This is a genomic window from Butyricicoccus sp. AM27-36 (genome assembly GCF_003480945.1).
In the GTDB taxonomy this organism is placed as follows: Bacteria; Bacillota; Clostridia; order Oscillospirales; family Butyricicoccaceae; genus Agathobaculum; species Agathobaculum butyriciproducens.
The window spans coordinates 635,591-662,528 of the sequence record NZ_QUJR01000001.1; the positions used below are offsets into that span (position 1 = coordinate 635,591).

Consider the following 26,938-nt stretch of genomic DNA (forward strand, 5'->3'; position numbering starts at 1 on the left):
GGAGGGAAAAGTCATGCTGAACGCTCCTGTTATGGAAGCAAATGATGCGGTATCCGGTTCGATGGCCGAGTGCTACGTCACCATTGACGGCAACCGCTACAATATGATGCAGCTGTACAGCTTTGAGTCGTCCGCGAAGGTCAATTCGCAGGACGTGAAAATCCTCGGCCGTACCGGCATCGGTAAGAAGCCGACCGGCTGGTCCGGTTCGTGGAAGGGCACGGCGCACTTTAACCAGAGCGTGTTCCGCCGCTGGTTCCTGACCTACTGCAAGACCGGCAGGATGACGCCGTTTGAGATTCAGGTGTCCAATGAGGATCCGTCCTCGTCCGCCGGCCGTCAGACTATCACGCACACCGGCTGCCTGATCGACAGTTCGATTCTGGCGAAGTTCGACGCAGGCGACAGTCTGCTTGACGAGGAGCTTTCCGGTACGTTCGACGGCTGGGATATGCCCGAGGAGTTTACCGAACTGTCCGGTATGGAATAAGGAGGAATTTGTACAATGGGTAATCTTACCGCATTTCTGGCGCAGAACGCCAAGCAGGTTGAAAACGTGAAGCTGGTCGTGTCTGACCGCTTCACCGATGAGGACGGCAAGCCGCTCGAGTGGGAGGTGCGCTGCATTTCCTCGCGCGAGGACGAAACACTGCGCCGCGACTGCCAGTACCGCGTACAGGTGCCGGGCAAGCGCGGCAGCTTCCGTCAGGAATTCGACAACGTGCTGTACCTTGCCAAGCTGGCAGCCGCCTGCACGGTTTATCCGAACCTCAACGACGCAGAACTGCAGGACAGCTACGGCGTGAAATGCGCCGAGGAGCTGATCTCGGCCATGCTGACGCCGGGCGAGTATACGAACTACACGGAAAAGCTGTTCGACATCTGCGGCTTTGGTGATGCTCCTGATCTGGTGGAACAGGCAAAAAACTGATTCGGGACGGGGATGACGAGGCTTCCGTCGCACATTTCTGCCTGCAGGAGCTTCACATCCTGCCGTCCGCATTTTTGAGCCTGCCGACGGAAGAGAGAGCCTTTATCACAGCTTCGTGCATTGTGCGAGGTGAGGAAGAGGAAAAGGCGCTGGATAAGACGAAACGAGGGAGGTGAGTTCTATGGCACTATCCAACACCGTCCAGCTGCGCGATGGCATGAGTAATGTACTCAGCCGTATTTCGTCCAGCCTGAGTACGGTCAACGACCGGTTTGAACGGATGCAGAGCCTGACCGAACAGGCTGCACCGACCGGTCTTTATTCACAATTTAACAGCGAATTGACGGGTGTGCGCGAAGAACTCACCCGAACCGTGAGCGAAGTCGAGGAGCTGCGGAGCAGCATGACCTCGGCGCAGCCGCCGGCGGAAAACCTGACGGCCTCACTTAAAAAGCTGGGCACCGCGTTCCTCGGCTCCAAGCTGGTGAGCGGTATCGTGAGTATGTCGGACGAAATGACGCAGACCACGGCGCGTCTGAATCTGATGAACGACGGTCTGCAAAGCACCGCCGACCTGCAGGAGCTGATCTATCAGTCGGCTATGCGTTCGCGCGGCGCGTACAACGCTACGGCGGATGCGGTCGCGAAGATGGGTCTGCTGGCCGGTGACGCATTCAGCAGCAATCAGGAAACGATCGCGTTTGTCGAGCAGCTGAACAAGCAGTTCAAGATCGCCGGCACCTCGGCAGAGGGACAGGCCGCCGCCATGCTGCAGATCACGCAGGCGATGGGTTCCGGTGTCCTGCGCGGCGAGGAGCTGAACTCGGTATTCGAGCAGGCACCGACCATCATTCAGTCGATTGCGGATTACCTCGGCGTATCGGTCGGTGAGATCCGCAGCATGGCGCAGGAGGGCGAGCTGACGGCGGGCGTTGTCAAGTCCGCGCTGCTGTCCTCGGCGGAGGAAACCAACCAGAAGTTCAACGAGATTCCGCTCACCTGGTCGGACGTCTGGACGCAGGCCAGCAATATGGCGATCATGGCCTTGCAGCCGCTGCTCGAAGCCATCAACTGGGTGGCGAACAACATCGAGATCATTGGTCCGCTGGTGCTTGCGGCCGCGGCAGCCTTTGCGCTGTTTGCGGTAGCGGCGAACTGGACAAAGATCTGCGCTGCGGCTACGAAGGCGCTGACAGCCGCGCAGAAAATGCTCAATGCGGTCATGTCGCTCAACCCGATCGTGCTGATTATCGGCTCGATCATCATTCTCATCGGCGTGATCGCGGCGTACATCAACTACACGAACCGGGCGAAGAACGAAACGACGAGCGCTGTCGGCGTGATCTGCGGCCTGTTTGCGATGGCAGGCGCGTTTGTCTACAATATGTTCTATCTGCCGGTCTACAACGTGATTGCCGATCTTATCAACTTCCTCGGCAACGTGTTCCAGCACCCGATTGCGTCGATTGAGATTTTGTTTTTGCAGCTCAGCCAGTATGTTGTCGGCGTCATCCGCGGTATGGTGAGGACAATCGAGAAGCTCATCAATCTTATTCCGGGCGTGAAGATCAATATCACCAGCGGTCTGGACACATTCTACGACAGCTACACCGACAGCATTCAGAAGATCAAGGATCAGTCCGGGTGGACGGAGTACGTGAAGCACAAGGAGAAGATCGAGTATTCAACGGCTTACGCCAACGGTTACAACTGGGGCGCAAACCTCCAGAACAGCATCTCCGAAAAGCTGGGTCTTGACCTGCCGGACGATCCGGCAACGGGCCTGCTGTCCAACATCGCGGACAACACCGCACAGATTGCGGACGATGTGAGCGTATCCTCGGACGACATCAAGCTGCTGCGCGATATTGCCGAGCGGCAGGTCATCAACAAGTACACCACCGCCGAGATCAAGGTGGAAATGGTCAACCACAACAACATCTCGAACGAGATGGATCTGGACGGCGTAGTCAATCTGTTGGAAGCCAAGGTCACCGAGGCGCTTGTCACCAGTGCAGAGGGGGTGCATATCTGATGTACGAGTTTTACATGGACGGTGTGCGCCTTCCGGTTACGCCGAGTGCGCTGACCATCAAGATCAGCAACCAGAACAAGACCATCAACCTCATCAACGAGGGGCAGCGCAACATCATCAAGACACCCGGATTGAGTAAGTACAGCTTCAATGCGCTCCTGCCGAACAGGGAATACCCGTTTGCCTGTTACCCGAACGGCTACCAGCCGGCGCAGTATTATATGTCACTGCTGGAAAAGCTGAAACGCGAGTGCAAGCCGTTCGAGTTTTTGGTTATCCGCACGGATGACGCAGGCAATCTGCTGATGACGAACGACCCGGACAAGCCGCTCATGGTATCGTTGGAAAGCTACGAACTGAGCGAGGATGCCGGTAGCTACGGCGTTGACGTGATGGCGAAAATCGAACTGCTGACTTATGTGGATGTCAAGACCAAGCTGATCGAGTTCAAGAAAAGCGAGAGCAGCAGCAGCGGCACCAAGAAAGCGACCGTCACGCAGAAGCGCGACACCACAACCGCACCGGCCGGCAAGACGTATACCGTCAAGTCCGGTGATACGCTGTGGGACATTGCCCGGGTGAAGCTGGGGAACGGTACTAAGTGGCAGTCTATCTATAATCTGAACAAGGCTGCCATTGAAGCCGCAGCGAAGAAATACGGTAGATCAAGCAGCAGTAACGGCTGGTGGATCTACCCCGGTACCGTGCTCAAGCTGCCGAGTTAAGGAGGGGAGAACATGGGTAAATATGTTTGGCCGTGTCCGTCCTACTCACGTATGTCGAGCGGCTATGGTAACCGCGTACACCCAATTTACGGCACTGTCAAGTTTCATGATGGTGTTGACTTGGCAGCGGCATCGGGCGTGCCGATTCTCGCTTTTGGATCGGGCACTGTAACGGTATCTGGTTTGAACGGAGGTTATGGTAACTACATCAGTATTAACCATGGCGGCGGTCTGATGAGTTTCTACGGACATTGTTCGAAACTGTATGTTTCCAAGGGCGCAAAAGTCACCGCCGGTCAGAAAATCGCGGCCGTTGGTACAACTGGCAACTCGACCGGCTGTCACCTGCATTTTGGTATGCACTTGAACGGTTCGTCGGTCAATCCGCTGAACTATGTATCGTCGAAGGACACAGTATCTAACTATTCCGGCGCGAAGTCGGGCGGTACGGCAACGAACACTGTAAAGGCATTGTTCACGGCATACTATCCGGCGAATAATGCCATGGAGGGCGGTTTCCTTGATGCGCTCGGCAACAGGTTAGACCCAAGCAAGCATACCTGCGCTGCACCTCCGAGCGTACCGTTTGGTACTAAGGTTACAGTGCAGGGTACAGGTACAGCGCTTGATGGAGTGACGTACACGGTTAATGACCGTGGCGGTATGATTCAAATCGAAAACGGTGTGTACCACTTCGACCTCTTGATGTCCTCGAATGCCGAATGTAACAACTGGGGCAGGCGAAAAGGTACCGCCATCATCGGCGGTTCTGGTTCTTCAAGTTCGTCCGGTTCATCCGGTTTGAGTACCGAGAAGAAAAAGAAGGATATCACGACTGGTGTTGTTAAGTCTGTCACAGGTGCAGCAGGTACGCGCAAGGAAATCTTGCGTAATGTGCCGTCTTATCAGATGCCGGGCGCGGAGCTGATCATCCAGAACAGGAACGGTCAGCTTCAGCAGCCGATGATCGAGGGCGACATCGTGTGGGAAACCACCCGCAGCGGCGCGGCATCCTCGCTGACGTTTACGGTGGTCAAGGACGATACCCTCAATTTTCACGAGGGCAATCCAGTGTCGTTCCGGTTCAATGGCTCCAATGTCTTTTACGGCTACGTCTTTAAGAAGTCGCGCTCAGACAATCGGCTGATTAAGGTCACGGCCTATGACCAACTGCGCTATTTCAAGAACAAGGACACAATCTCGTACACCAACAAGACCTACGCCGAGGTGCTGAAAATGCTGGCTGCGGACTACGGTCTCAAGGTTGGTACCGTGACCGATACAAAGTACAAAATCCCGCAGCGTATCGAGGAGGGGACGCTCTTTGATATGCTCGGCAATGCCAGTGACCTGACCATCATCAACACCGGTAAGGTGTACGTCTTGTATGACGATTTCGGCAAGTTGTGCCTCAAACCCTACGAGAGCCTGCTCCTGCCGCTCTACATCGACGAGGACACCGCCCAGGGTTACAGCTACACGTCCTCGATTGACAGCGACGTGTACAACCGCATAAAGCTGGCGTGGGACAATGATGAAACCGGCGTGCGAGAAGTCCATGTCATGAACAACACGGCAAGTCAGAGCAAATGGGGCACGCTCCAGTATTACGAAAAGTTGGATAACGCCCTCAACACCGCTGACCTGCAAACCAAGGCCAAGGCGCTGATGAAATACTACAACATTATTCACCGCGAACTGACCATGCAGAAGGTGTTCGGGGATGTTCGGGCGCGTGCCGGTACTTCGGTCTGCGTCGGCATGGGCCTGGGCGACATCAACATCAAGAACTATATGTGCGTGGAGAAGGCTAAGCACACGTTCAGCAATGGCCTGTACACGATGGATTTGTACCTGAGCGGAATTCGAGGTGAGTTTAGTGCCTGATATGTTTAATGCCATGAAGCAGATTGCAGAAAACGTCTTTGAAGCAAGACGACCTGCTGACTGGTACTATGGCAAAGTTATTTCGTTATCGCCGTTTCAGGTACAGATTGACCAGAAGACAGTGCTTAAAAAGAACTTTCTGGCTGTCCGCGACGGCGTGAGCGCGTCCTCGTTTAAGGTAGGGGACAAGCTCATTCTGCTAAGGAAACAGGGCGGTCAGGAATATCTCATTTTAGACAAGAAAGGGGCGCTGTAATGCTGCCGACAGAGTATAATGACGATCTCGTGCAGGATTTCGAGATCGAAACACAGCCTACGCGCACCTATGCGCTGCGGTTTGACGGTTATCCGTGCTCCGGCGGCAAGCTGGACGGACTGGAAGCCATGAAGCAGGCCATCTTCCTGATTCTCCAGACCGAGCGGTTTCAGTACGCGATTTACAGCTGGAATTACGGTATCGAGCTGAACGCCCTGCTCGGGCAGACCATGACGCCGTATCTGCAGGCCAAGGTCGCCAAGGCGATTGAAGATGCGCTCATGGCAGATGATCGTGTGCTCTCGGTTGAGCAGTTTTCGTTCACCAAGGGCAAGCGCAGCCTGCTTGTGAAATTTACCGTAACCACGACCGAGGGCGACGTGGAAAGCGAATTTGAGTTTGGAGGTGAAGCGGCATGATCGGACGATACTCGGACGAAATGACGTTTGACTACATTATGAATCGTATGCTGGAATCCGTGCCGGATACGGTCGATAAGCGCGAGGGCAGCATCATCTATGACGCACTTGCACCGGCGGCCGCGGAACTGGTCAAATGCTACATGGAGCTTGATGTGGTCATGGACGAAACTTTCGTGGACACCGCGAGTTTGCAATATCTCCAGCTGCGCTGCAAAGAGCGCGGCGTAGCTATTCAAGGCGAAACGGCTGCTGTTATCGAGGGCGTGTTCACGCCGTCCGACATTGAATTGTCTGCCGGTCTGCGGTTCAACTGTGATGAAGTCAACTATGTAGTTACCGAGAAAATCTCGGCAGGTCACTACAAGTTGGAAGCCGAAACGCTCGGCACGGTCGGCAACAAATATTCTGGTCTGCTGCTGCCGATTCAGAATGTGAACGGTCTGGAAACCGCCCAGATTGCGGCGGTGCTCATTCCTGCTGAGGACGGCGACACGACCGACACCCTGCGTGAGAAGTATTACGCCAGTATCGACGGTGAAGCATTCGGCGGCAATGTTGCCGACTACAAGGACAAAACCAACGCGATTACTGGTGTAGGCGGTGTCAAGGTCTATCCGGTCTGGAATGGCGGCGGTACGGTCAAGCTGACTATTATCGCGTCCGACTTTACCGCACCGAGCACCGAGCTTATCAGCAAGGTACAGACCGCCATCGACCCCGAGGGCAATCAGGGCGAAGGCTTAGGACTTGCGCCGATCGGACACACGGTGACTGTCACCGGTGCAAAGTACGCTGACCTCACTATTACAGCCAACGTCACTTTTGCCGCCGGCTGGGCGTGGTCGAGCGCACAGTCGCAAGTGGAGAGCGCGGTCAAGATGTACTTTGCCGAGCTTGCGAAGGTCTGGGCGGACAGTGCGACGACCGTTGTCCGTATCTCGCAGATTGAGACGCATCTGCTTGCACTCGACTGCGTGGTGGACGTGGAGGACACGACCATCAACGGCAGTGTGAAGAACATCGAGCTGGCAGCGGACGAAATTCCACGCCTGAAAACGATTGGCGGTGCATAATGCGAAAGAAACTGAATGAGTATTTACCGTCAATTCTGCTGAAAACCTACGAATTCCCGTTGCTGTGCAATACAGAGCAGCGGGAATTTGACCGCTTGAACACTGCTGTTGACGAAGTGTTAGACACACAGTTTGTTAGCACTGCCGGAGAACGAGGTATCGCGCGGTACGAGAAAATCTTCGGCATCACGCCGATGGACACGGACACACTGGACGAGCGCCGGTTCCGCGTGCTGGCGAGAATCAATGCGCAGCTGCCGTTCTCGGTGCGCCGCCTGCGGCAGCAGCTTGAAACGCTCTGCGGTGCGGACGGCTACAAGCTGGAACTGGACGGCGACAGGTACACACTGACGGTCAAAGTCGCGCTGACCGCAAAGCGCAATCAGCAGGCGGTCGAAGAACTGCTTGCGGACATTGTGCCTGCGAACATGGTCTGCACAACATCGTTGCTGTACAACACATGGGAGCAGATCAAGAAGTTAACATGGGGCGAGCTGAAAAAGCTCACCTGGCGAGAAATTAAGGAGGAGGTGCTGCCGGATGGAGCAAACACCTAACTATCATCTGAATAAACCCGGCTACGAGGAGTTCGGCGATGTTGAAGTGCTCAACCAGAACTTTGCCGCGATCGACACCGAGCTGAAAAAGAATGCTGACGCGGTGGGCGAACGTGTCAAGACCACCGAACTGGCCGAGAAGGTCAAGCAGACCGTCAAGGACGGAAGTCTGACCGCTGCTGACCTCGGTGCAGAAAAAGCAGGAGCGACAGCAGCGCTTGAAAAGAAAGTAGATGCGCTGGGTGCCGGTGACGTTGGTGCTGACCCGTCCGGCACGGCTGCAAATGCGGTGTCCACGCATAACACGAGCACAAGCGCACATTCTGCACTGTTTGCGGCAAAGCAGGACAAAATCAAGGGTACGAAGGGCAAGTATCTCGGTTTTACGGCGAATGACACTGTGGGCGAGGTGGATGCACCTGCATCCGGCGGCAGTCGGATTACGCTGACGTTTGCAAGCGATTTTGTCGGTCAGGCATGGACGCTCAAGGGCGGCGGTGAAACCTACACCGGTACGGTGGACAGCAGCAAGACGGCAACTGTAAGCGTACTCGGTATCAATACCACCTACACGCTGTCGTGCGTGCTGGACGGCGTGACGTACACGGCTGAGGTGATGACCAAGGACTACTACACGGCGCTGAGTGTCAATCTTGAGAAATTCCAGAGTACGATTACCGTAACCGTAGATAGCGGTTCGACGGTTACGGCTACACTGGGCAGTACGGTATTGACCAAGACGAGCACCGGCACGGCGGTATTTACCGTCGGTAAGGCGGGTACTTGGGCAATCAAGGCTACCAAGGGTAACCAGACCGCAGAGGGCACGGTAGAGATTACCGCCAGCGGTCAGAGCAAGTCGCTGACGCTGAGTTACGCTAACGTGTTCGGTGTTTGCTGGGATACAAGCAACAGCTCCACAGCGCTGACACGCTTAACACCGAGCACTGACCCTTACGGATTGGTTACGCGCTCGGTGACAACTGAGCCTAAACCTGCGGTTGGTACGGGTTCTGGCAGTAGTCCGTTTGATAGCTATGCACCGTGGAGTGGCATGAGGGAATGTAACCTCAACGCATCCGGAACAGTGACAGCGTGGAAGGGTGACAGCGGGTTCTCACGTTCTAATAACTTTACCATGGTGTTTATTCCGGAGTTCTATGTTGCGGCGAAACGTAACGGTACGAAGCAGTATTTCTATGTGTCGGATAAGCCCAAGACTGGAATGACGAAACATCCGGGCAGTGGAAAGTATGTGGGAAGATACACTATTCCCGGAAGTAAATCCGGTGTTTCGTCTACTGTAAATATCACTCGCACAACCGCACGCAGCAACGCTAAGAAAAACGGCGACAAGTGGCACTTGTACGATTTTGCAACTTACTGTGCTATCATCTGGCTGTACCTCATCGAATTTGCAGACTGGAATTGTCAGATCACGATAGGAGCAGGCGTTACAAAAAGTGAATATTCGGGCTCTGTCAGAAATGGAATGACGGATACGATGCTATATCACACCGGAAATTCAACTGCTGGGTCAAGAGAGTGTGCTGTACAGTATAGGTGGATTGAAAACCTGTGGGGTAATCTATCCCAGTGGGTGGACGGCTTCAACGCGGACGGCACAACTGATTACTACTGCACCGACCCGAGCAAGTACGCGGACGATACGACGACCGGTTATACCAAAATCGGCACGCTGCCTGCGTCCGGTTGGATTAAGGACTTGACCGTTACTGACAACGGTCTACTCATCCCCAAAACTATCGGCGGTTCGGAAACAACGTACATTCCAGACTTCGTGTGGTCGCACTATGGTTGGAGCGTGCTGTGTGTTGGTGGGGACTGGAGCGGCGGCTCGCCTGCGGGTCTGTTGGACTTCATTGCGGCCAACGCCTCGTCGTATTCGGGCTCGAACGTCTCCGCGCGTCTCATGTGTGAACCCTGAAAGGAGTGACATAAATGAAAGTACATGGCGATAACAAGCCGGAGAAAATCTCCGCAAACAGCCAGCCGAACAAACTGGGACGCGCGTGGGTAAGGTTTTGCCTGAATCCGTTTGAAACCACAGACGCAGACGGAAACACGCAGTGGGAGTATGACGAGTATGTCACCGAGGTTGCAGATGGTTCGGACTTGCAGGCGCGTGTGAATGAGCAGAACGACGCACTGCTTTTACAGGCCGTCGGCGAGGAATACGGCACACCGCTGACCTCAGTTGATGATCTGCGTGAGCAGCGTATCGCAGACAGCAAGGCAGACCTCGCTGCATGGCTGTCCGAAAATCCGCTGACATGGACGGATGGTAAGAAGTATGCTGTAACGTCGGAAAAGCAGGCACAGCTTACATCGGCGCTGGCGGTGCAGCAGGTTGCGCAGTCTGCGGGCGTGGAACGTGAGCTGCGTTGGAACTCTACCGGCGATGAATGTACGGTTTGGCAGTATGCTGACCTGTGTGCGCTGGCACTGGCGATTGCAGCCTATGTCGAGCCGCGCGTAAGCATCCAGCAGGCGGCCGAGGTGGATCTCCGCAATGCAGCGACGGCAGAGGAGGTCTTGAGTGTTGCGTGGAATTACGCCTAAGTCTGTGCTTGAGCACCTGCTGTTCGCGGTGATCGGCGGTGTGCTGTACATGCTGATCGAGATCGCATGGCGCGGATACACGCACTGGTCGATGGGTGTACTCGGCGGCGTATGCTTTGTGGCAGTTGGCCTGCTGAATGAGATCCAGCAGCGACCGCCGATCATCTTGCAGATGGCACAGGGTGCTGTGATCTGCACCGTACTGGAGCTGCTGGCTGGTCTGGTGCTGAACGTCTGGCTTGGTCTTGACGTGTGGGACTACTCTGGCGTGCCCGGTAACATCATGGGACAGGTTTGCCCGCAGTTTATGTTTGCATGGGCGGCACTGTCGGCGGTGGCCGTCTGGGTTGAGGACCGATTACACAAGATCTTTGACTAACAGACAAAAAACGTAGGAAATTTTACAGTTGAACAGGGCGAATGCCCGGAAAGGACAAAAGTTATGTACCCCAACAACATCTACATCAAGCACTGGCGCAGCGTACAGTACGAATATAATCGCGTTATCGCGTAAGAAAGTAGGTAAAACCATGGATAAAGTAAACGATTTTAAGCTGGCCGTGACGGCAGTTGTCGCGCTGCTGACCTCACTCTGGGGCTGGTTCGGCTGGCTTGTAGTGCTGTTTGTGGGCTGCATGGCGGTGGATTATCTCACCGGCACCGCAGCAGCAATGCACCGCGGCGAGTGGTCGAGCAAGTCGGCACGAGACGGCATCTTTCACAAGATCGGCTCAGTTATTGTAGTAATGGTGGCCGGTGCGGCTGATCTGCTCATCGGCGCCATGCTCGGGCACCTGCCGGGCGTCGTGCTGCCGTTTGAGTATACGACACTGCTGTGCCCGCTGGTGGTCGTATGGTACACGCTCACGGAGTTGGGCTCGATCGTCGAAAACGCAGTTAGCCTGGGCGCACCCGTGCCGCAGTGGCTCAAGAAGATGCTGTCCGCAGCAAAGGACGCAGTGGATAAGTTAGGGGAGGAGAACGATTGATGAACATTCCGTTTGTGCCGGCTGATTCGAGCAACTACTACTCCGGCCGCGGCGGTAATTCGATCAAGTACATCGTCATGCACTATACCGCCAACGACGGCGATACCGACGAGGGCAACGCGCACTATTTTCAGGGCGCAGGCCGACGGGCAAGTGCACACTATTTTGTCGATGAGGACAGCGTTACGCAGTCCGTGCGTGATAGAGATGCAGCATGGCACTGCGGCGGCGCAATTGAGAGCAGCCATCATCCGTTACGCGGTATCTGCATGAACCGTAATTCGTTGGGTGTGGAAATATGCAGTGACATTGTAGGTGGCAAGTACACCATCACGCCGCAGACGGTAGACCGTGCCGTCGAACTGGTCAAGTATCTCATGGCGAAGTACGGCATTGACGTAGATCACGTCGTGCGGCACTATGATGTCACCGGCAAGCTGTGCCCCGAGCCGTGGGTACGCGACGAAAGTCTTTGGCGTAAGTTCAAGGCACGGCTGACCGCGCCGGTTGAACCCGAACCGAAGAAGGAGGACGACGAAGTGGTAGAGAAGAAAAAGGTCCTGCTCAATGGCAAGACCTACGAGTGTGACATCATCAACAAGGATGAAATCAACTATATCAAGATGAGATCGCTCCAGCAGGCAGGCTTTACGATCGACTTTGATGCGGTCCGCAAAGTGCCGTCGATTACCGCGCCGCAGTGCCGCACGTTCGTTCCGGACGGTACCGCAGAGGTGCAGGACGCCATCGACACCGTGCAGGAAGTTGCGGGGCTGGAGGAGCAGACCATCGAGTATCTGCTGCGGTACCAGTACGGCGAACAGCTGATCCGCAAGCTGGCCGAGGCGATGGAGAAGTAAAGTACAACCCCTCAGTGTCACTTCATTCGGACACTGAGGGGTTATTATACTCTTTATGATTTTTGAGAGTTATCAGAGACGCAATTACGCTTGAATATGCGTTTGCCGTACATCAGTTTATAATAGTTATTATTTAGCTCAAAACTAATGTCCTCGACAAGTTTATTCCGTATATCCATAATAGTTATATCGGCTTCTGTGTGCGTTATCTCGATCAAGTGAGGTTCGATTTCACAAATAAACTTCTTAATCGCAACGTCGTTTTTTCCGGAACCATCTCGAAACCATCGAAAATGCCAGATGTGATTACGGATTGCATTATTAACTTGCACGATTGGATAATATATTTGGGCGTAAATGTAACATCTATCATTATCTTTGCTGAAAAAGCTTGTGAAGAAGTCAAAATCTCCATAATACCTATCCCAATCTATTTTACTGATGTCGGTATAGTTCAAAAAGAAATCGACCTTTTCTTCTAATTCCCAGGTATATTGATATTTGTTCAAATCGTGCAGTATAGCCTTGGTGGTATAGGAAAATCCTTCGAACGTGCGACGTCGTTCAACTCTATATCCGACAATAGATGTTAGCAAAGTTAATGAGCTGCTGCCGAATATACCGAGCAGAAGATTGCACCAAAACGGATTGGAATCCGTGAAATAAAAATTGAGTGCGAATGCGATGCAGAAGGAAATCAAGGTTATTGCGCAAGTAATATAAATAGCGTATTTGTAAGTTCTCATATCTTCTCCAATTTTTTGCAATCATTATAGCATATCGGCAGAAAATTTTCCAATGGAGAGGCGGCTGCCCTAAGCGCTTTCGAGGGCAGGGAACACCGTCGTAAAAAAATCCTTTTGTCGTCAAAGTGTCGTCAGTTAAAAACTGGCATTTGCAAAGTAAAGAAAAAGTGCTGAAATTCAACGATTTCAGCACAATTCTTGGTGCGGATGGGGGGACTTGAACCCCCACGTCCTTGCGAACACTAGCACCTGAAGATACGATTTTTGTGCATATAACCAGCTGCAAAATGAATAGAACGAGTATAAAACTTGATTTTTGTGCTGAATATGCGTTGGTTTGATGAAAAAACACAATTATCAATACTGAAAAATTCGAGAAAAAACCAGCAGGAAATCGGTATATTCTGGTAGGAAATCTATTTTGCAGAGGAAATTTTGCTTGGAAATACAATCTATTAGACACATATTAGACAGCTGTGCGTCTATACGGCAATGGGAATTACTCATTACTTTACCCATAAGCAAATCATCCGTCATAGATACTCGATCATGACGAACGCCTTGTGAGCCGTTAGAGCTGCTCACGCAGCTGCTTTTCCTCCAGAAGCATCTCCGGTGTCGGCGGCTTTTGCAGGACTGCATTTTCAATTCCATTCTCACAGTCCAGGGAATATTGCGCCTTATAGCGATACATCTTCCGCTCATAGGCTGCTTCAGCTCGCTCGTCAGCCTGAAACACTGCGTGTGCTTCATCGGTTACTTCCCAAAAGGAATCTGTTTTATAAATATCGGGATACAGATCCCGAAGATTGATTTTCTGCACTATGTACCTCCATTTCGATTCACGGGTGGTTAACGGGTGAATCGAATGGAGGCGGGGAATGGCATCGGTATACCTCTGGACACTTCCTGAAAAATCGACAATCAAAATTCGAGATCATGAATATTTAGCGATTCGATGTTTCCTCAAGCCACAAAATAAGAAGTCCTTTTCCATAGCAAACGCTGGGAAAGGACTTTTTATCATCGCGTAAAACATATATTTTCATAAAAAAGCACCACAGGAGTCGGAAAACACAGTTTTTCTGCATTTTCCAACTTCATGCGATGCAAGAACAATCTCGATTTGGTGAAACCGATTCCGAATACGCAAAGCGATATTACTTCCAACCCGGAGCTCTAGATTACTTCACTTACAGTGATCTAGCTGCAATGAAACATTAGCCACACATGGAATTATTCACGATTCACGAAGACATTCAGGAACATCTGGCTGATAAGAATCAAAAATACAAGTAGTGCCCACAGATGTTGTCGCTGCCACTATGGCAAGTGTAGCAATAATCTGTCCACTGTGCAGCATGCACCAATTAAGAATTTTTTTCATAGTAGATTTCTCTCCTTTTCTGTGTGTTTTTGATCAATTTTATTTTTCCAGCAATCATTGTAAAAGACGCTAAAAAACCACTAACAAGATAATATGCAATATATGTATTGTCCTTCCAATACAGAAAATACAAAATAAATACTGCTGCATTTAATACAACGATACATACGCTTCGTTGACGGCTTTTTTTGCGCCGCCTTTGCGTGAGATTTTTGTTAATAGCTTCCACAGGAGACAGGAGATAAACAAGCAAAATCTCAGTTATCATCATTACTCCAATCAGGCTTGAATTGGCAATAGAATTTAAATAAATCGAGCACAAATAGATACATAAAAATACCATGCTACAGTTCAAATGATTGTCGGCATGATAACCACCCGCGAATAAACGCATGGGTATAAACCCAAGAAAAAAGAACCCGACATACGACCACTGATGAAGCAGTATTGAAAAAAGCATGATCACTCCAGTATTTATAGCGCTGGAGACAAGAAGTTCCAACCCATAAATGCAAACTGATACCTGAACTGTAGGAATTATTTTTTCCCTTTCGAGATAGCTACAATATGCTTCAATCATATTTCTCATAGAAATAAACATTCGCCCTCCCTCTGTACAAAACATGCTATACCTGATATAAAAAGTATAATTGATATGTAGATTATTACAATATCTTCGCAGAGTTTGGTCGTTTATTTGCAGTATATAGTTGAAAAGATACTTTTACTATTGTATCATAGTAGTATGAGTCGCTTCTAAAGTGTAAGTATACTATTTACAATAATAGTATTGCTATACCTGAGGTGATAATAATGGTCATTCTTGGGACGATGATTCAGACAAAAAGAAAAGAACTTGGGCTATCTCAAGAAAAACTCGCAGAAAAGATTGGAAAGACAGCCGGTTATGTCGGGCAAATAGAACGGGGTATCAGTTATCCTTCTTATTCCACATTGCTTCAGCTTGTTGAAGTATGAGAGATTGATGCTCAAGCATTGTTTAGCACTAATGATATCAATACCGATGAAAAATTTAAGCATGAGTGCACGCAGATTTTTTCGAGGCTTTCCCAAAAGCAACAACAATTGGCGCTCGGGATACTGAAGCTAATCTCAAGAAGTGAATTCTAAACGGAGTAATTTATGCAAGTTGCAATATGTGATGACGAGGAACAAGAGCGCGAGAGTATTGTGGCTCTATTAAAACAATATGCGCCAGATCTTGTGCCTGTATGTTTTTCATCTGCAGATAATCTGTTGCAGGCATCTCGGGATACTTTTTTCCCTTTGATCTATCTGGATATCGAAATGGATAGCACCAATGGTTTTGACGCGGCAGAGGAATTGATGGCGAAAACCGTAACTCCATTGATCGTGTTCGTTACAAAAAGCACTACATATACGGTGCGTGGATACGATGTGGCGTTTCACTATCTGGTCAAGCCGATTTGCGAACAAAAGTTTGCAGAAGTTCTGGAACGAGCACTTCACATCCTCACACCCAGATATTTTTGCTTTTCTTCCGAAGGTGTGCTGCAGCGCATTCCGCTGCGAGATATTCTATATTTTGAATCTCAAAGCTATATGCTGCTAATCCATACGCAGCATATAACATATAAAACAAGACTCAGCCTGAAAGATGTAGAATCCAATTTATGCAAAGCGAGTTTCTTTCGTATTCATGCCAGTTTTCTGGTGAATTTGCATTATGTAGTACGCATATTCAAAACAGACGTGGAACTGCAAGATGGAACTCTTTTAAAAATCAGCCGTGGCAAGAAAAAAGCCTTTGATTTGGCATTCACTGCATTTTTGAGGGCGAATATATGACTTTATTTATTGAAGCTCTCAGCGGAGTGATGGATACAGCCTTATTATATTTATTCGCTTCCGGATTTTTTACAAAATATCGTAGTGAAAAAGTTTTTTCAAAGTATTTTGTATTTTGCTTTGCTATCCTGATTATTAGTTGTGCTCCCCTCACCGGAATCATTCGCATGACAATCTGCTGGATTGCGATAAGCACTTTTTTATTTGCCACCTATAAGAGTACGATTTCTCACGCAATTTTAATATCAACCGCTTTTGCAACGATAAGCGCCCTATCAGATATTGTGTGCGAATATCCATTTTTCTTTTTAGGATTATCCAGAGAACGTATTCTGACAGAAGGACTGGCGCGCTGCATTTTTATTATTCTTGCTAAAATTACGAATTCATTTGTAATTATTCTTTTAGTCGCCTGCTTCGGAAAAAAACGTCTGCTCGATATTCCTCTTCGAGAATTGTTTCCACTTGCGACCTGCCAGTTTTTCAGCGCGTTTATCTGTATTGTATCGTTGGAATTAGTCGATAAGGTGTCTCATTTTCTTTTATTATTGCTAACCTTCTCTGTTATTGGTATCCTATATATCAATATTGTTTTTTTCGCCTATATGCAGTTTATCCGCACAAATTATGAAAATGAACAGCGCAGACGCTTGGCAGAACAACAGCTGCAATCTCAGCTCGCCTATTACCAGCAAGTAAAAATCACAAATGAACAAACGCGCAGCATGTGGCATGATATCCAAAAACAGCTTACGGCTGTCACCTCTTTGATGGCAAATAATAATATGGCCCAAGCAAGTGCTTCGCTGAAACAGATTACACAGTCTTTTCGTGAAATTAACCGGATCGTAGATGTTGATCATCCTGTTGTCAATGCGATTTTGAATGATGCGTTACAGAAAGCGCAATCAGCTGGAATCAAAATACAGATGGATGTTTTTATTTCCCCACAACTTTCGTTATCGCCGCTCGCCTTGAGTATCGTACTCGGCAATACACTAGACAATGCAGTGACCGCTTGCAGCGGCATTACAGATACATCCGTAAAAAAAGTAATTGAGCTGACATTACGACAAAAGGCAGGCATTCTGTATTACCGCCTTTCCAATCCATATGATCCTGTGTTTTCAAAAAAGAAGCGACAGGGTATTCACGGATATGGATTAAAAAATGTTACTGAATGCATCGAACAGAATGGCGGAACGATACTGATCGGGCAGACAGAAAACCAATACACAGTTGAGATTATTTTCAGTCTATAAAACAATTGTGCGCCGCAGAGACAACACTCTGCGGCGCGCAATTTTTTTGCGAATATTAAGGCAACACCGCACAATGAAAACTGCGGCGCTTTGTGGAAATTTTGTGTCCTGACTTCGTTGCGATTTCACGGTAATACGTCAAGTATTACCGCAAAACCGCGCCTTGTCAGTACGCAAAATTTACTCACAAACCGCTCTTGTCCCATGATGCGGTATTGCCTTAAATCTAACCACATACGAAATCACCGTCACAAAGGACAATCTACATGGCAGCGTGTTTGTTTATCTACGAACGAACGTATACTTTGTGATGTGATACACACCGCTGTACGCTATTTACTGCAACAGCTATACCAAACTCTGCAAATCTATTGCCTTTTTTTGTACGAATGGTATAATGCAGACAGTTCCAAAAACGACTTCGGTTTCCAAGAATTTAACCTTGAAATTATAAATCTGCCGAAAGTTGTTGTTCACTTGTGGATTCCGACTGGCCAGTCTTTTATCCAAATATGCAAAATTGTTTTCTTAGGTGTCCAACTTCATTTTACAAGCGACCATAGGAGATTAGAAATGTTTAAACTTCATAAATCACTGGCATTCTGCTTGATTTTTGTTGCTCTTTCCCTTATTATTCATATTCTTACTTTTTCAAATTTGCAGCTCTTATTTTATACGCTCCACCCCAAAGCAGAAGTATTACAGTCAAACCAAACTATGATTTTAGACGTGCAAACAGATAACGATACAGCCGGACTGCAACTCTATCGTGCAGGGCTTCCGTGGGACATTGGAACAATGGAACTGACACTTTCTTCAGCCACAGTTTATAACACTCTGCCGCAAACGGGTATCATTGATCGCAGTGACCCGACATGGCAAAATCTACAGAAAGCGCTGGATGCACAGAGCGCAGTACTGGCAATCAACATACATTTACGCAATATCAGCGCACGGCACGACCTCACACCACAACCCGACATGATAATTGATACCGAACAACCACCATATCGTTTTCTCATCAATTTCTTGGATTTGGATTGGAAAGACGATATCCATCCGAATGTTAAAAAAATCACGGACCCGTATTTCGAACAGTTTGATCCGGAACCTGTATATTTCAGCGGACATCCCATCTATACTGACAAGGATCAGCAAATACGCCGTCATTTCGAATTTGAATTATTGCCCGGACATGAGGCGGACTATACTCTGCTTTATGTCGGAACAAGGGAAGCTTTGACGGATGCAGGTCGCGTGCTCAAGGCAGGCGTAACGCCAAATAAGAAATATGCAGTTTGTCTAACACCGTCCACAGGAGATGAACCATGAAAACTCTTCTTTTATTAGAGTGTAAAAAGGCCTTTCAAAATAAATACTTCAAAATGACATTGGCGCTTGCGCTAGCTGTTGCAATATCCGCTGGTCTTTATGCCGGTATTTCTGCTATGAACCGCATGAAAATTTATTGGGATTTTCATACACTGAAAGACGGCTCTATGGATCGAAATCCGGCTTTTTCTATGCTGACACTGTATAATACCTGGATTGGCGGCGAATTTACGACATGGGGACATAGCCTATTTTACTTCCTCTTGCCGATGTTCGCGGTGTTACCTTACGGTTGGTCGCTTGCAGAGGAACGCAAACGAGGCTATGCCAATCAGATGATCGTTCGGGTCGGGAGAAAAAAGTACTATGCGTCTAAATATTTGGCAGCATTTATCAGCGGCGCCACCGTCATTGTCCTCGCACTTACCGCCAATTATTTAACAACGGCCTGCGTTGTACCAGCGTTACGTCCGGACGCTGCAGAGGAGCTTTACTATGCTGTACCGCCCGATCAATTCGGTGCATGGTTGTTTTGGAATCAACCGCTCCTGTACGATGTTCTGTATATTGTAATAGCATCCATTTTTGCAGGGCTGTGGGCATGTATACCGATTGCACTGTCATTTTTTACGACAAAGAGGTTACCTCTGCTTTGCGTACCGTTTGTTGCTCTGATTGGATTTCAATATTTTGCAGATCAGATGATCGCGCCCGAATTCTATTTAGAATTATCTCCTCTTCGTTTTTTGCAGGCACATGAAACATATTTTGCAACACGCGGCATCATCATATTGGGGTGGTTCGCCGCGCTGATTGGCATTATCTGCATTATCACATGGCGGAAAGGAACCAGAAATGATGTTTTATAAGTTCATACGGTATGACCTGATGTATGGTCTGCTGTATCGTTGGCGGGCATATGCACTTACATTTCTGCTGTTCACGCTCTCGTGTTCCCCGATGATTTCACTACACCACCGTGCATCACAGACATTCGTGAACCTCCCCTCGTTCACCTACGGAGATCATATTCTCTACTTGTTCGCAGGCATGAATCCATCTTCCGGAGAACGATTTTTCTTGCCGACGTTATGGATTTTTGTCATATTGCTGTTTTTATATTTGACGCTCTATTATCCATATCGTGAGCTAATGGGGTTCGGAAAGCAGATGATCGTGCTTTCACAGCGTCGCGTTTACTGGTGGATCTCTAAATGCGTTTGGGCAGTTAGCAGTGCATTTCTTTATTCTGTGGTACTTGTCGCGGCGGCGCTGCTGTTCGCCTATTTCACGGGTGCAGAAAGTTGCTTTGCCGTCAGCGAACTTTTTCCATCTTTTCTTCCATTTGCAGCAGATAGTCTGCATGCGTATCCGTGGAATCTGTTTTCTTTTTTTGCTGCGGTGCCCTTTGTTTTTATGCTATTGGGGTTGTTAGAACTACTGCTCTCGCTGATTCTCCGTCCCATATTTAGTTTTGTGATAGTCAGTGCATATGTATTGCTCGGCACATATTTTAAGTTTCCTGTCTTTATCGGCAACTTCGCAATGGCTGCCAGATCTGAGGTATTCGTGTCTGACGGGTTTTCCCCCTCTACAGGAATCCTGATTTGCTGCTTTGGCAGTGTAATCACCATTTGCGCAGGCTGGCTTTATTTCAGGCGAATGGATATTATGAGTACGGAGCATTAGTATGAAATACTGTTTTGAGTTTTCGATTCAATCTACGACTCACCTACCGCGCGTTGCGCTGTGCTCAATTATACTCTGAAAGAAAGGCGGCCGTTTGTCTGCACTCTTTCATCTCTGTTTGTGCGGACGCATAACGACCGTATGGTTAATTAAAATGAATATACAATTTCACCATGTAACCAAAACGATTCACGGAAATCGCGTGATTGATGACGTATCAATGGAGCTTTGTTCCGGCACTGTTGTAGGACTGCGAGGCATCAATGGCTCCGGCAAGACTATGCTGCTGCGCTTATTAGCCGGCCTGATTTATCCCAGCAGTGGAACAATCACCGTAGATGACGCTGTTTTAGGAAAAACGATTTCTTCTGTGGAAAGCACCGGGCTGCTGATTGAGAATCCAGCCTTTTTGGATGACTATACCGGTTTCGATAATTTGAAAATACTCACATCCCTAAAAGGGAAGGTGTCGGCTGATACGATTGCACATACGCTGCAATCAACCGGACTTGATCCGCAGGATAAACGTACCTATAAAAAGTACTCACTCGGCATGAAACAGCGTCTGGGGCTTGCCGCAGCATTTGTAGAATCTCCACAGTTAATTTTGCTCGATGAGCCGACTAATGCGTTAGACGAGGACGGAATTTCTTTGTTTCGCACGCTCGTTCAAACGCATCAAAAGCAAAATGCATTGATTGTTTTAGCATGTCATGATCTTGCAATCCTGCAGGATCTGTGCGATGAAATTTACACCATACAGGATGGCACGATTCAAGCACACACAAAGAAAAGCGATGAATGGGAGTTTCCAGATGCAACATAAAAAATTCATAAAAATTATTGTGTTTGGGATAGCAATTTGTGCGCTTGGGTTGCGAATTTGCTATGTCAATATTACCGCGGAGCACCCTCATGTGGAAACATATCAGATGAATGAATGGGTTGAACTGAACGGAAATTTCCAAGAAGAATCCGCAGAAGAAACGACCGGGTATGCCGTTCGGGTAAATTCTGCTCGACTCCTTACTTACAAAGAATTTATCGAACAGTATAACGGAAATATAGATTGTCTGCCGGAAAGCGCTCGACCGATTGGGATTGTCGATGTGGAAGTCAGCGTAAAAAACACAGCCAACTTAAGCGGCTGGCTATCGCTTTATTATTATATGCTTACAAGCGCAGATCACACATTTACGTTGTATTTGAACAGCACTTTGTTTGAACTTGCTGCACCAAGCAGCAACGGAGAATTGAATATTCGCATTAAACCGAATAGCGAATATACGTTCCATATTCCATATGGATATTTTAGTGAACGAATTGATATTGCGCGGATGGACACAAAATACAACATGGTTGTTTCTCATTATCCGGTCCGGAAGGAATGCAACGTTTTGCTTCGTGAAAACTGAAGCATTCTTCACATGTGGCAAGCAATGCCACTGGATAGCCATTCGGCTTCCGGCGCTGCTTGTTGAGGGGTCTTGCCTGTCGTCTCAGTCAGCGTTGCTGATGGGTGTAAATGGAGAGAGGGGCAAATCTGCCCCTCTTTTCCTATTTGCAAGCATTGAGGGAATCCGTTTAAGCGGATTCCCTCATCGTTATTAGTTTGCTATTGCTGCATAATTTCATATCCGTTCGGGCTGTTACGTCCATTTTTGGTATTATGGAATATTGGAAACGAAAGTGATTTCACCGCCGAGCCAAATAACTCTGCACCGTAACATTATCTCGCCAATGCGCGAGGTGGAGCACGCTCGTGGCCCGTAGGGCCAGCCGGTCGAGAATCTACGGCCGTCCCTGCTTGATGGCTAAATCTTTGTTCTTGCCGCGCAGGACATAAGGCTTATCGAAGAAACTCAATGGCTCAAGATGACCGCGATGCTTCTTGTTGAGCTGGTGCCACTGGGTCGCAACCTCTTTGTAGAGTTCTTTGCGAAACTTCGGGTCTTTGGCCTGCTCGGTGTAGTAAGCACAAATATTCATCGCATATTCTCGCCGCTGACCGTGGTAATCAAAGTTGCGACCAAAATCTCCGGCAATGAACAGCTTGCGATGTGAACCGTCGAAGAACTTCTGTACGTCCGCAACATCTTTGTCGCAAACCCGCTGTTCTTGATATTTACCGCCTTTACCCTTATCGACGATGACATAACAATGGCTGTTTTTGTATATAAGCGAATCGCCGCGCAGCCGTTTCAGATCACCCTCGCGCAGACCGAGAAACTTGTTCAGTTCCGCAGGTTTGCCGCCGTCACCACGCCCTTTGCCAGCGCTGCGCTTAAACTCGCTTGATGCACGAATCGGCTTGCGAATATCTTTGATTGCAATACCCGTGGCCTTGCAGATTGGCACAAGATAATTATGAATTGTCGATGCAGATTTGCCCTCAACTTCAAGTTGGTTCTCGTAGCGTTGAATTTCCTCCTTTCCGATTTCGCTTAAATTTCGGATGCCGTAGCTTTTGAAAATGTCTGACGCCTTGTGACACCAGTTGCAATAATTTTCTTTTGTTTGGAATGATACCGGCTGCGATAAGTCTTGTCGCTCCATTAATCCCGGTGCATTGATAAGCTGATGGAAAAGACTTCCGTTGTTATTTCGTCTGCCCATAAAATTCTCCTATACAAAAATTGCTTTGCGAATGGGTATAGTTATCCCATGATTTTTGTGCATCCGCACCGGGAATTTCAACCCGCCATACCGTTCAACTCTCGCCCGAGAGACATCTTTTTTGTTCGCTGATATTCGAATCAGTGGGAAAGATGATAAACCTAAGTGGGCGAATTAGTTGGGAAATAAATCAATTTTCGAACAACCTAACATCTATATGAAGAAAAAATTCGTGAGAGGCTACAATCATTGCCGTAGAAAAGCCAGTGGCGCTTCGGTGATATTTGAAAAATCCGATTGAGCACCTGCTTAATCGGTTATATTGCACTTTTTCGTGCAATATAACCTTTAAGCCATTCGCATTCGATATGATATTTACGACCAATAATTGCAGCAGTAGATTGGCAAACGACAGTAAATATTTGTCGTGCCGTGCGCTCATCCGAGCCGCCGGTGTTCGCCAATTCCGTTTCGATTGCACACGTCCCAACTTTGATTGTGATTGCGTTTTTCATCGAAAACACAATCATGGACGCTGTTTCAAGGTGCATATCGTGCGGTTTTCCTAACCGCCGGAAACAATTACTTGAAACAACCAGAGCCTCCTTTCATCAGTAAAATGTCTACAATATCAACATGGCAGAATTGAAGGTCACGAAAAACACAACAGCACCGAAAATCCAGAGATTTCGGTGCTGTTAGCATATAATATGTAATTATTTACAGCGAAAATGAAAAAGAACGAAAAAGTTGCAACCAGAAAACAGGCGAAAAACCCCGTAACCAGAAAAAATCGAACAAAAACCGTATAAGAAACATCAAAATCATTGCATCAAAAAAGCGTGAAAAAGACGCAAAATCGAAAAATATACGATTTTTTCAGTCCAGACCCCGTAATCATTACGGTTTCCCCGAAATCATAAAATCAGGGGTCGAAATCACATACGGGGTTTGGTTGCAAAAACACGGTTTTTCGTGATTTTTGAGGCGACGAAAATGCCGTCAAATTATACAAATACAGGCAGTAAAATTCGTATAGATATACAAAATAATTATTGATTGGAAAGCGAAAAATAGCAAGTGCAGTATGTAGGCATTTTTGCTTGTCAATGATTGTAGCTGCAGCAATCGTTGGAAAAATCAATAAACTTTGAAAATTTCAAAAAACATTGTGCCCAAAAAGATAGACCGAAGTCGAGAAATCGCTGAATTTCGCGGTTCGACTTCGGTCTGTTTTTTAGTCAGGAATGTGTTCGAGAATGTCTTCAATTCCGCAATCGAGCTGGTTGCAAATCTTGTTGAGCGTTTCCATCGATACCTCTTTGTCCTTGCCTAATTTAGCAAGTGTGTTCGAGGTTAAATTAGCGGCTGCTGCTAAGTCTATACGTTTCATGCCCTTGTCGAGCAGTAATTTCCACAGCTTTATATAGGACCAAGCCATGTGAATTCCTCCTATAAGTAATATCTGTATTTATAGTATATCGCAGAAAAATAAAAATGTAAACAAAATATGAAATATGGCGTTATCGCTATATTTAATGTTGACATAACCATTGCATAGTGGTAATATAACTTCAGAAAACAAAAAACGTGGCAGTACAAAAGAGTTGGCGCTCTTTTGTACCTGCATAGGTGATGAGACCACCTACACAACGGAAAAACTTCCGCACCACGCAAAATAAGTATACCCTTTTTTGAGCAGAAATGCAAGCGAAACGGGCTTATTTAGCGAACACGGATTTTCCTCCAGTCGAAATTGTTAGACAGCGTGTAGGCACACCTACACGCTGTTTTTTGTTTTCAAATACAATTTCAAAGGAGGATTCTTTATGAATTCGCAGCATTTAGTTGGTGGACTTGGCATGACCACGACCGGAGAGCAGGTGACTGTTATCGTCTACCCGTACCGCCTGCCGAAGCGTTTGAAGCCGCTTACGGAGTGTATTCTCGAAACGCAGAAGAACTTCGGTAAGGCAGCAGTCGGCACGGTGCTGCTGCTCTGCATCGACCCGAAAGCGAAGTTCGAGCTGGTAAGCCGCAACGGTTTACGGGTGGTTATCGTCCCGCCGAACCATCCGCTGTTCCGCGAAACGCTGGAAACCATGCCGCGCCTGTACGGGTTCGTGCATCTGGTCTATGCCGCGCTGCACGATCTGGCATCCGGTGTCGCGCCGACCAAGGTTTTCGCTTATGCTGTCAACCAGCGCCCGAACGATTACCGAGAGTGGAGCAAGGGCATCGGGAACGAGGCAGACGAAGTCCTGTCGTACATCATCGCCGAGTTGTCCACCGACCCCAAATTCTATCGCCAGTTCGCCGTTTTTGCTGATTGAGGGAGGTTTTTCCATGAACAACATTACAACTTTTCAGGATGCTTTTCGTAAAATCCAGACCGTAGAAGCCATTTATTTGAACGACACCGTTCAGCACTTTCGTAACCACGCAATGGAACTGAGTAAGTCCGACTTGAAAGAGTTGACTGACGTACTCGAAAACAACATCTGCTGTGAAATCGAACGCATCACCGCTGACCTTCGCATCGAGTATTTCAACAAGGCCGACCGCGACTGCCAGCTCGCTACCATGACGGGAGTGATGTCCGAGAGCGACCGCCGCACCTTTCAGATTTACGATTTTTTGATGTATCCGTGGCGCGATGGAGCACCGGAAGCGCGTTTGTTTCTCATCGACTGCTTCGAGGACGAACTGTTCTTCCTCACGCCGAATGTGGTGGTCACTCGTCACACGCCGGAAGAAGTCAACAAGGCGATTGTGATGCTCATGCACCTGTTCCACGTTCTCACGGTTGCCGACTTCCAGAAGATTGCCGTACCGATGCATTGCAATGTTGAGGGTTATCTTTATGCACTTTTAACCGGTCGTGTATCGCGCGAACTCGACCCACTCTGCCACATTGACGAACTCGAAATGGCAGTTCTTTGTCGCGGACGGCACAATGATTTGGTGCAGGAATTGTTTAGATTGCACCATCTTCTGATGAAGATTTACGCTGACGGTAAACTGTTTTGAGGTTATGGAGGTTACGATTATGAACGATTTTGCTATTGAAACTGTACAGTCCTTGTTTGAAAATATGCTGAATGTTCCTCGAAAGGAACTGGAAACAACTGTTATGCGCTTCCGTGAGGAAGTCAAGAACCTCGGTGAACCAGAGCGGTTCGCCGTCACCGGAGATTTGGTGCTTCGGGTGCAGGAACTTGCATGGGACCTTGGAAACAACTTCGGTTTGGAATGCATGAATCTCGATGAACTGGAGTACAATCTGCTGGATTGTGAAAGCCAGATGACTGAAAAGGAGAAGCGCGTTTTCGATTGGTTCCTGTTTTTTCAGTACCCGTGGCCGAATGGTGCGCCGAACTGTGTTCTGTTCCTCGTGAACTGCTTTGAGGGCAAGCTGTTTTTCATGACGCCGGACATTATTCTTGGTGAAAACAAGATGGAGGATTTGAACCACATGATTGTCATGCTGAAAGAGCTGTTCGAGCACGTTTCTTTTCAGGATTTTCAAAAGGTCGCCCTGCCGCTCCATCGTGATACCGAGTGCTGCCTGCACGCGCTTCTGGACGGCAATTTTCCGCCATGTCTTAGCCCGATGCAGGACATTGACGAAATGGCAGGTCATGTCAGCCGTCCGCATCCCGACCCCTTTATTGATGGGCTGTTTCGTCTGCATTTCACTCTGAAAGGAATGTATCTTGAGGGAAATTTGAACGAATATCGACCGTTCTAAGGAGTGA

Annotated in this window: 30 protein-coding genes and 1 pseudogene; 25 read left to right on the forward strand and 6 right to left on the reverse strand. The window is 48.4% G+C overall.

The features are described 5' to 3' along the window. The first annotated feature begins 13 nt into the window (after positions 1-13). The 14 genes from DW724_RS03210 (at position 14) to DW724_RS03275 (ending at position 12,318) form a co-directional block, all read left to right on the forward strand. Positions 14-490 carry a phage tail tube protein gene (locus DW724_RS03210; protein ID WP_188885548.1) on the forward strand — a complete coding sequence of 159 codons (477 nt, stop codon included), beginning with the start codon at positions 14-16 and terminating at the stop codon, positions 488-490. Positions 491-505: 15 nt separating this feature from the next. Then, positions 506-931, forward strand: a complete 426-nt coding sequence (locus tag DW724_RS03215) for a phage tail assembly chaperone (protein ID WP_118760633.1) — start codon at positions 506-508, stop codon at positions 929-931. 181 nt (positions 932-1,112) lie between these two features. After that, a complete protein-coding gene (locus DW724_RS03220) occupies positions 1,113-2,966 on the forward strand; it encodes a tape measure protein (protein ID WP_118760634.1) in 1,854 nt (617 codons plus the stop codon). After that, on the forward strand, positions 2,966-3,691 hold the full coding sequence (locus tag DW724_RS03225) for a LysM peptidoglycan-binding domain-containing protein (RefSeq protein ID WP_118760635.1): 726 nt from the start codon (positions 2,966-2,968) through the stop codon (positions 3,689-3,691). Before DW724_RS03220 ends, DW724_RS03225 begins: the two co-directional genes overlap by 1 nt. 12 nt (positions 3,692-3,703) lie before the next feature. Further along, positions 3,704-5,578, forward strand: coding sequence for an XkdQ/YqbQ family protein (locus DW724_RS03230; protein WP_118760636.1), 1,875 nt, complete (start codon positions 3,704-3,706; stop codon positions 5,576-5,578). Between the two features lies 1 nt (position 5,579). Continuing rightward, on the forward strand, positions 5,580-5,834 hold the full coding sequence (locus tag DW724_RS03235) for a DUF2577 family protein (RefSeq protein WP_118760637.1): 255 nt from the start codon (positions 5,580-5,582) through the stop codon (positions 5,832-5,834). Next, positions 5,834-6,253, forward strand: a complete 420-nt coding sequence (locus tag DW724_RS03240) for a DUF2634 domain-containing protein (RefSeq protein ID WP_118647964.1) — start codon at positions 5,834-5,836, stop codon at positions 6,251-6,253. Before DW724_RS03235 ends, DW724_RS03240 begins: the two co-directional genes overlap by 1 nt. Continuing rightward, the gene (locus DW724_RS03245; RefSeq protein ID WP_118760638.1) at positions 6,250-7,329 is read left to right on the forward strand and encodes a baseplate J/gp47 family protein; all 1,080 of its coding nucleotides are present in this window, start codon (positions 6,250-6,252) and stop codon (positions 7,327-7,329) included. Before DW724_RS03240 ends, DW724_RS03245 begins: the two co-directional genes overlap by 4 nt. Next, a complete protein-coding gene (locus tag DW724_RS03250) occupies positions 7,329-7,886 on the forward strand; it encodes a putative phage tail protein (RefSeq protein WP_118760639.1) in 558 nt (185 codons plus the stop codon). The genes DW724_RS03245 and DW724_RS03250 overlap by 1 nt, the downstream gene beginning before the upstream one ends. Further along, the gene (locus DW724_RS03255; protein ID WP_118760640.1) at positions 7,870-9,834 is read left to right on the forward strand and encodes a hypothetical protein; all 1,965 of its coding nucleotides are present in this window, start codon (positions 7,870-7,872) and stop codon (positions 9,832-9,834) included. The genes DW724_RS03250 and DW724_RS03255 overlap by 17 nt, the downstream gene beginning before the upstream one ends. A gap of 14 nt (positions 9,835-9,848) precedes the next feature. After that, positions 9,849-10,469: a hypothetical protein gene (locus DW724_RS03260; protein ID WP_118760641.1), complete on the forward strand. Its 621-nt coding sequence runs from the start codon at positions 9,849-9,851 to the stop codon at positions 10,467-10,469. Then, positions 10,447-10,848, forward strand: a complete 402-nt coding sequence (locus DW724_RS03265) for a putative ABC transporter permease (RefSeq protein ID WP_243105678.1) — start codon at positions 10,447-10,449, stop codon at positions 10,846-10,848. Before DW724_RS03260 ends, DW724_RS03265 begins: the two co-directional genes overlap by 23 nt. Before the next feature lie 151 nt (positions 10,849-10,999). Next, positions 11,000-11,458, forward strand: a complete 459-nt coding sequence (locus DW724_RS03270; RefSeq protein WP_118760642.1) for a phage holin family protein — start codon at positions 11,000-11,002, stop codon at positions 11,456-11,458. Next, the gene (locus DW724_RS03275; RefSeq protein ID WP_118760643.1) at positions 11,458-12,318 is read left to right on the forward strand and encodes a peptidoglycan recognition protein family protein; all 861 of its coding nucleotides are present in this window, start codon (positions 11,458-11,460) and stop codon (positions 12,316-12,318) included. The genes DW724_RS03270 and DW724_RS03275 overlap by 1 nt, the downstream gene beginning before the upstream one ends. A gap of 1,320 nt (positions 12,319-13,638) precedes the next feature. Here the strand turns inward: DW724_RS03275 and DW724_RS03290 are convergent. The 3 genes and pseudogenes from DW724_RS03290 to DW724_RS03300 all read right to left on the reverse strand — a co-directional run. After that, a pseudogene (locus DW724_RS03290) lies at positions 13,639-13,887 on the reverse strand (sigma-70 family RNA polymerase sigma factor); the annotation flags it as partial. 417 nt (positions 13,888-14,304) lie between these two features. Further along, positions 14,305-14,451, reverse strand: a complete 147-nt coding sequence (locus DW724_RS03295) for a cyclic lactone autoinducer peptide (RefSeq protein WP_118760646.1) — start codon at positions 14,449-14,451, stop codon at positions 14,305-14,307. Beyond that, positions 14,435-15,052, reverse strand: a complete 618-nt coding sequence (locus DW724_RS03300; RefSeq protein ID WP_158580199.1) for an accessory gene regulator B family protein — start codon at positions 15,050-15,052, stop codon at positions 14,435-14,437. The genes DW724_RS03295 and DW724_RS03300 overlap by 17 nt, the downstream gene beginning before the upstream one ends. Before the next feature lie 212 nt (positions 15,053-15,264). Here DW724_RS03300 and DW724_RS03305 point away from each other — a divergent pair, with 212 nt between their 5' ends. From DW724_RS03305 to DW724_RS03340, 8 genes are all read left to right on the forward strand, one after another. Then, on the forward strand, positions 15,265-15,429 hold the full coding sequence (locus DW724_RS03305; RefSeq protein ID WP_118760648.1) for a helix-turn-helix domain-containing protein: 165 nt from the start codon (positions 15,265-15,267) through the stop codon (positions 15,427-15,429). Positions 15,430-15,594: 165 nt separating this feature from the next. Next, a complete protein-coding gene (locus DW724_RS03310) occupies positions 15,595-16,281 on the forward strand; it encodes a LytR/AlgR family response regulator transcription factor (protein WP_118760649.1) in 687 nt (228 codons plus the stop codon). Beyond that, complete coding sequence (locus DW724_RS03315) at positions 16,278-17,543, forward strand: sensor histidine kinase (protein ID WP_118760650.1); 1,266 nt, start codon at positions 16,278-16,280, stop codon at positions 17,541-17,543. Before DW724_RS03310 ends, DW724_RS03315 begins: the two co-directional genes overlap by 4 nt. Before the next feature lie 573 nt (positions 17,544-18,116). Continuing rightward, complete coding sequence (locus DW724_RS03320) at positions 18,117-18,875, forward strand: hypothetical protein (RefSeq protein WP_118760651.1); 759 nt, start codon at positions 18,117-18,119, stop codon at positions 18,873-18,875. Continuing rightward, complete coding sequence (locus DW724_RS03325) at positions 18,872-19,744, forward strand: hypothetical protein (protein ID WP_118760652.1); 873 nt, start codon at positions 18,872-18,874, stop codon at positions 19,742-19,744. Before DW724_RS03320 ends, DW724_RS03325 begins: the two co-directional genes overlap by 4 nt. Beyond that, positions 19,731-20,564, forward strand: coding sequence for a hypothetical protein (locus tag DW724_RS03330; RefSeq protein WP_158580200.1), 834 nt, complete (start codon positions 19,731-19,733; stop codon positions 20,562-20,564). The genes DW724_RS03325 and DW724_RS03330 overlap by 14 nt, the downstream gene beginning before the upstream one ends. 202 nt (positions 20,565-20,766) lie before the next feature. Then, a complete protein-coding gene (locus tag DW724_RS03335) occupies positions 20,767-21,390 on the forward strand; it encodes an ATP-binding cassette domain-containing protein (protein WP_243105679.1) in 624 nt (207 codons plus the stop codon). Further along, positions 21,380-21,979: a DUF5028 domain-containing protein gene (locus tag DW724_RS03340; RefSeq protein ID WP_158580201.1), complete on the forward strand. Its 600-nt coding sequence runs from the start codon at positions 21,380-21,382 to the stop codon at positions 21,977-21,979. The genes DW724_RS03335 and DW724_RS03340 overlap by 11 nt, the downstream gene beginning before the upstream one ends. Before the next feature lie 376 nt (positions 21,980-22,355). Here DW724_RS03340 and DW724_RS03345 read toward each other — a convergent pair whose 3' ends face one another. The 3 genes from DW724_RS03345 to DW724_RS03355 all read right to left on the reverse strand — a co-directional run bounded on the left by DW724_RS03345 (position 22,356) and on the right by DW724_RS03355 (position 24,621). Next, complete coding sequence (locus DW724_RS03345) at positions 22,356-23,180, reverse strand: hypothetical protein (protein ID WP_118760655.1); 825 nt, start codon at positions 23,178-23,180, stop codon at positions 22,356-22,358. Between the two features lie 317 nt (positions 23,181-23,497). Continuing rightward, a complete protein-coding gene (locus tag DW724_RS03350; RefSeq protein ID WP_118760656.1) occupies positions 23,498-23,731 on the reverse strand; it encodes a hypothetical protein in 234 nt (77 codons plus the stop codon). Positions 23,732-24,417: 686 nt separating this feature from the next. Further along, a complete protein-coding gene (locus DW724_RS03355) occupies positions 24,418-24,621 on the reverse strand; it encodes a helix-turn-helix domain-containing protein (protein ID WP_118760657.1) in 204 nt (67 codons plus the stop codon). A 388-nt stretch (positions 24,622-25,009) separates the two neighbouring features. On the opposite strand from DW724_RS03355, the gene DW724_RS03360 reads away from it, so the two are divergent. From DW724_RS03360 to DW724_RS03370, 3 genes are read left to right on the forward strand one after another with little or no spacing between them, the layout of a single operon-like run. Then, entirely contained in the window at positions 25,010-25,513 is a 504-nt protein-coding gene (locus DW724_RS03360; RefSeq protein ID WP_118760658.1) for a hypothetical protein, read from the forward strand. A gap of 13 nt (positions 25,514-25,526) precedes the next feature. Then, positions 25,527-26,210, forward strand: coding sequence for a hypothetical protein (locus DW724_RS03365; RefSeq protein WP_118760659.1), 684 nt, complete (start codon positions 25,527-25,529; stop codon positions 26,208-26,210). 19 nt (positions 26,211-26,229) lie between these two features. Then, a complete protein-coding gene (locus tag DW724_RS03370) occupies positions 26,230-26,931 on the forward strand; it encodes a hypothetical protein (protein ID WP_118760660.1) in 702 nt (233 codons plus the stop codon). Positions 26,932-26,938 lie beyond the last annotated feature (7 nt).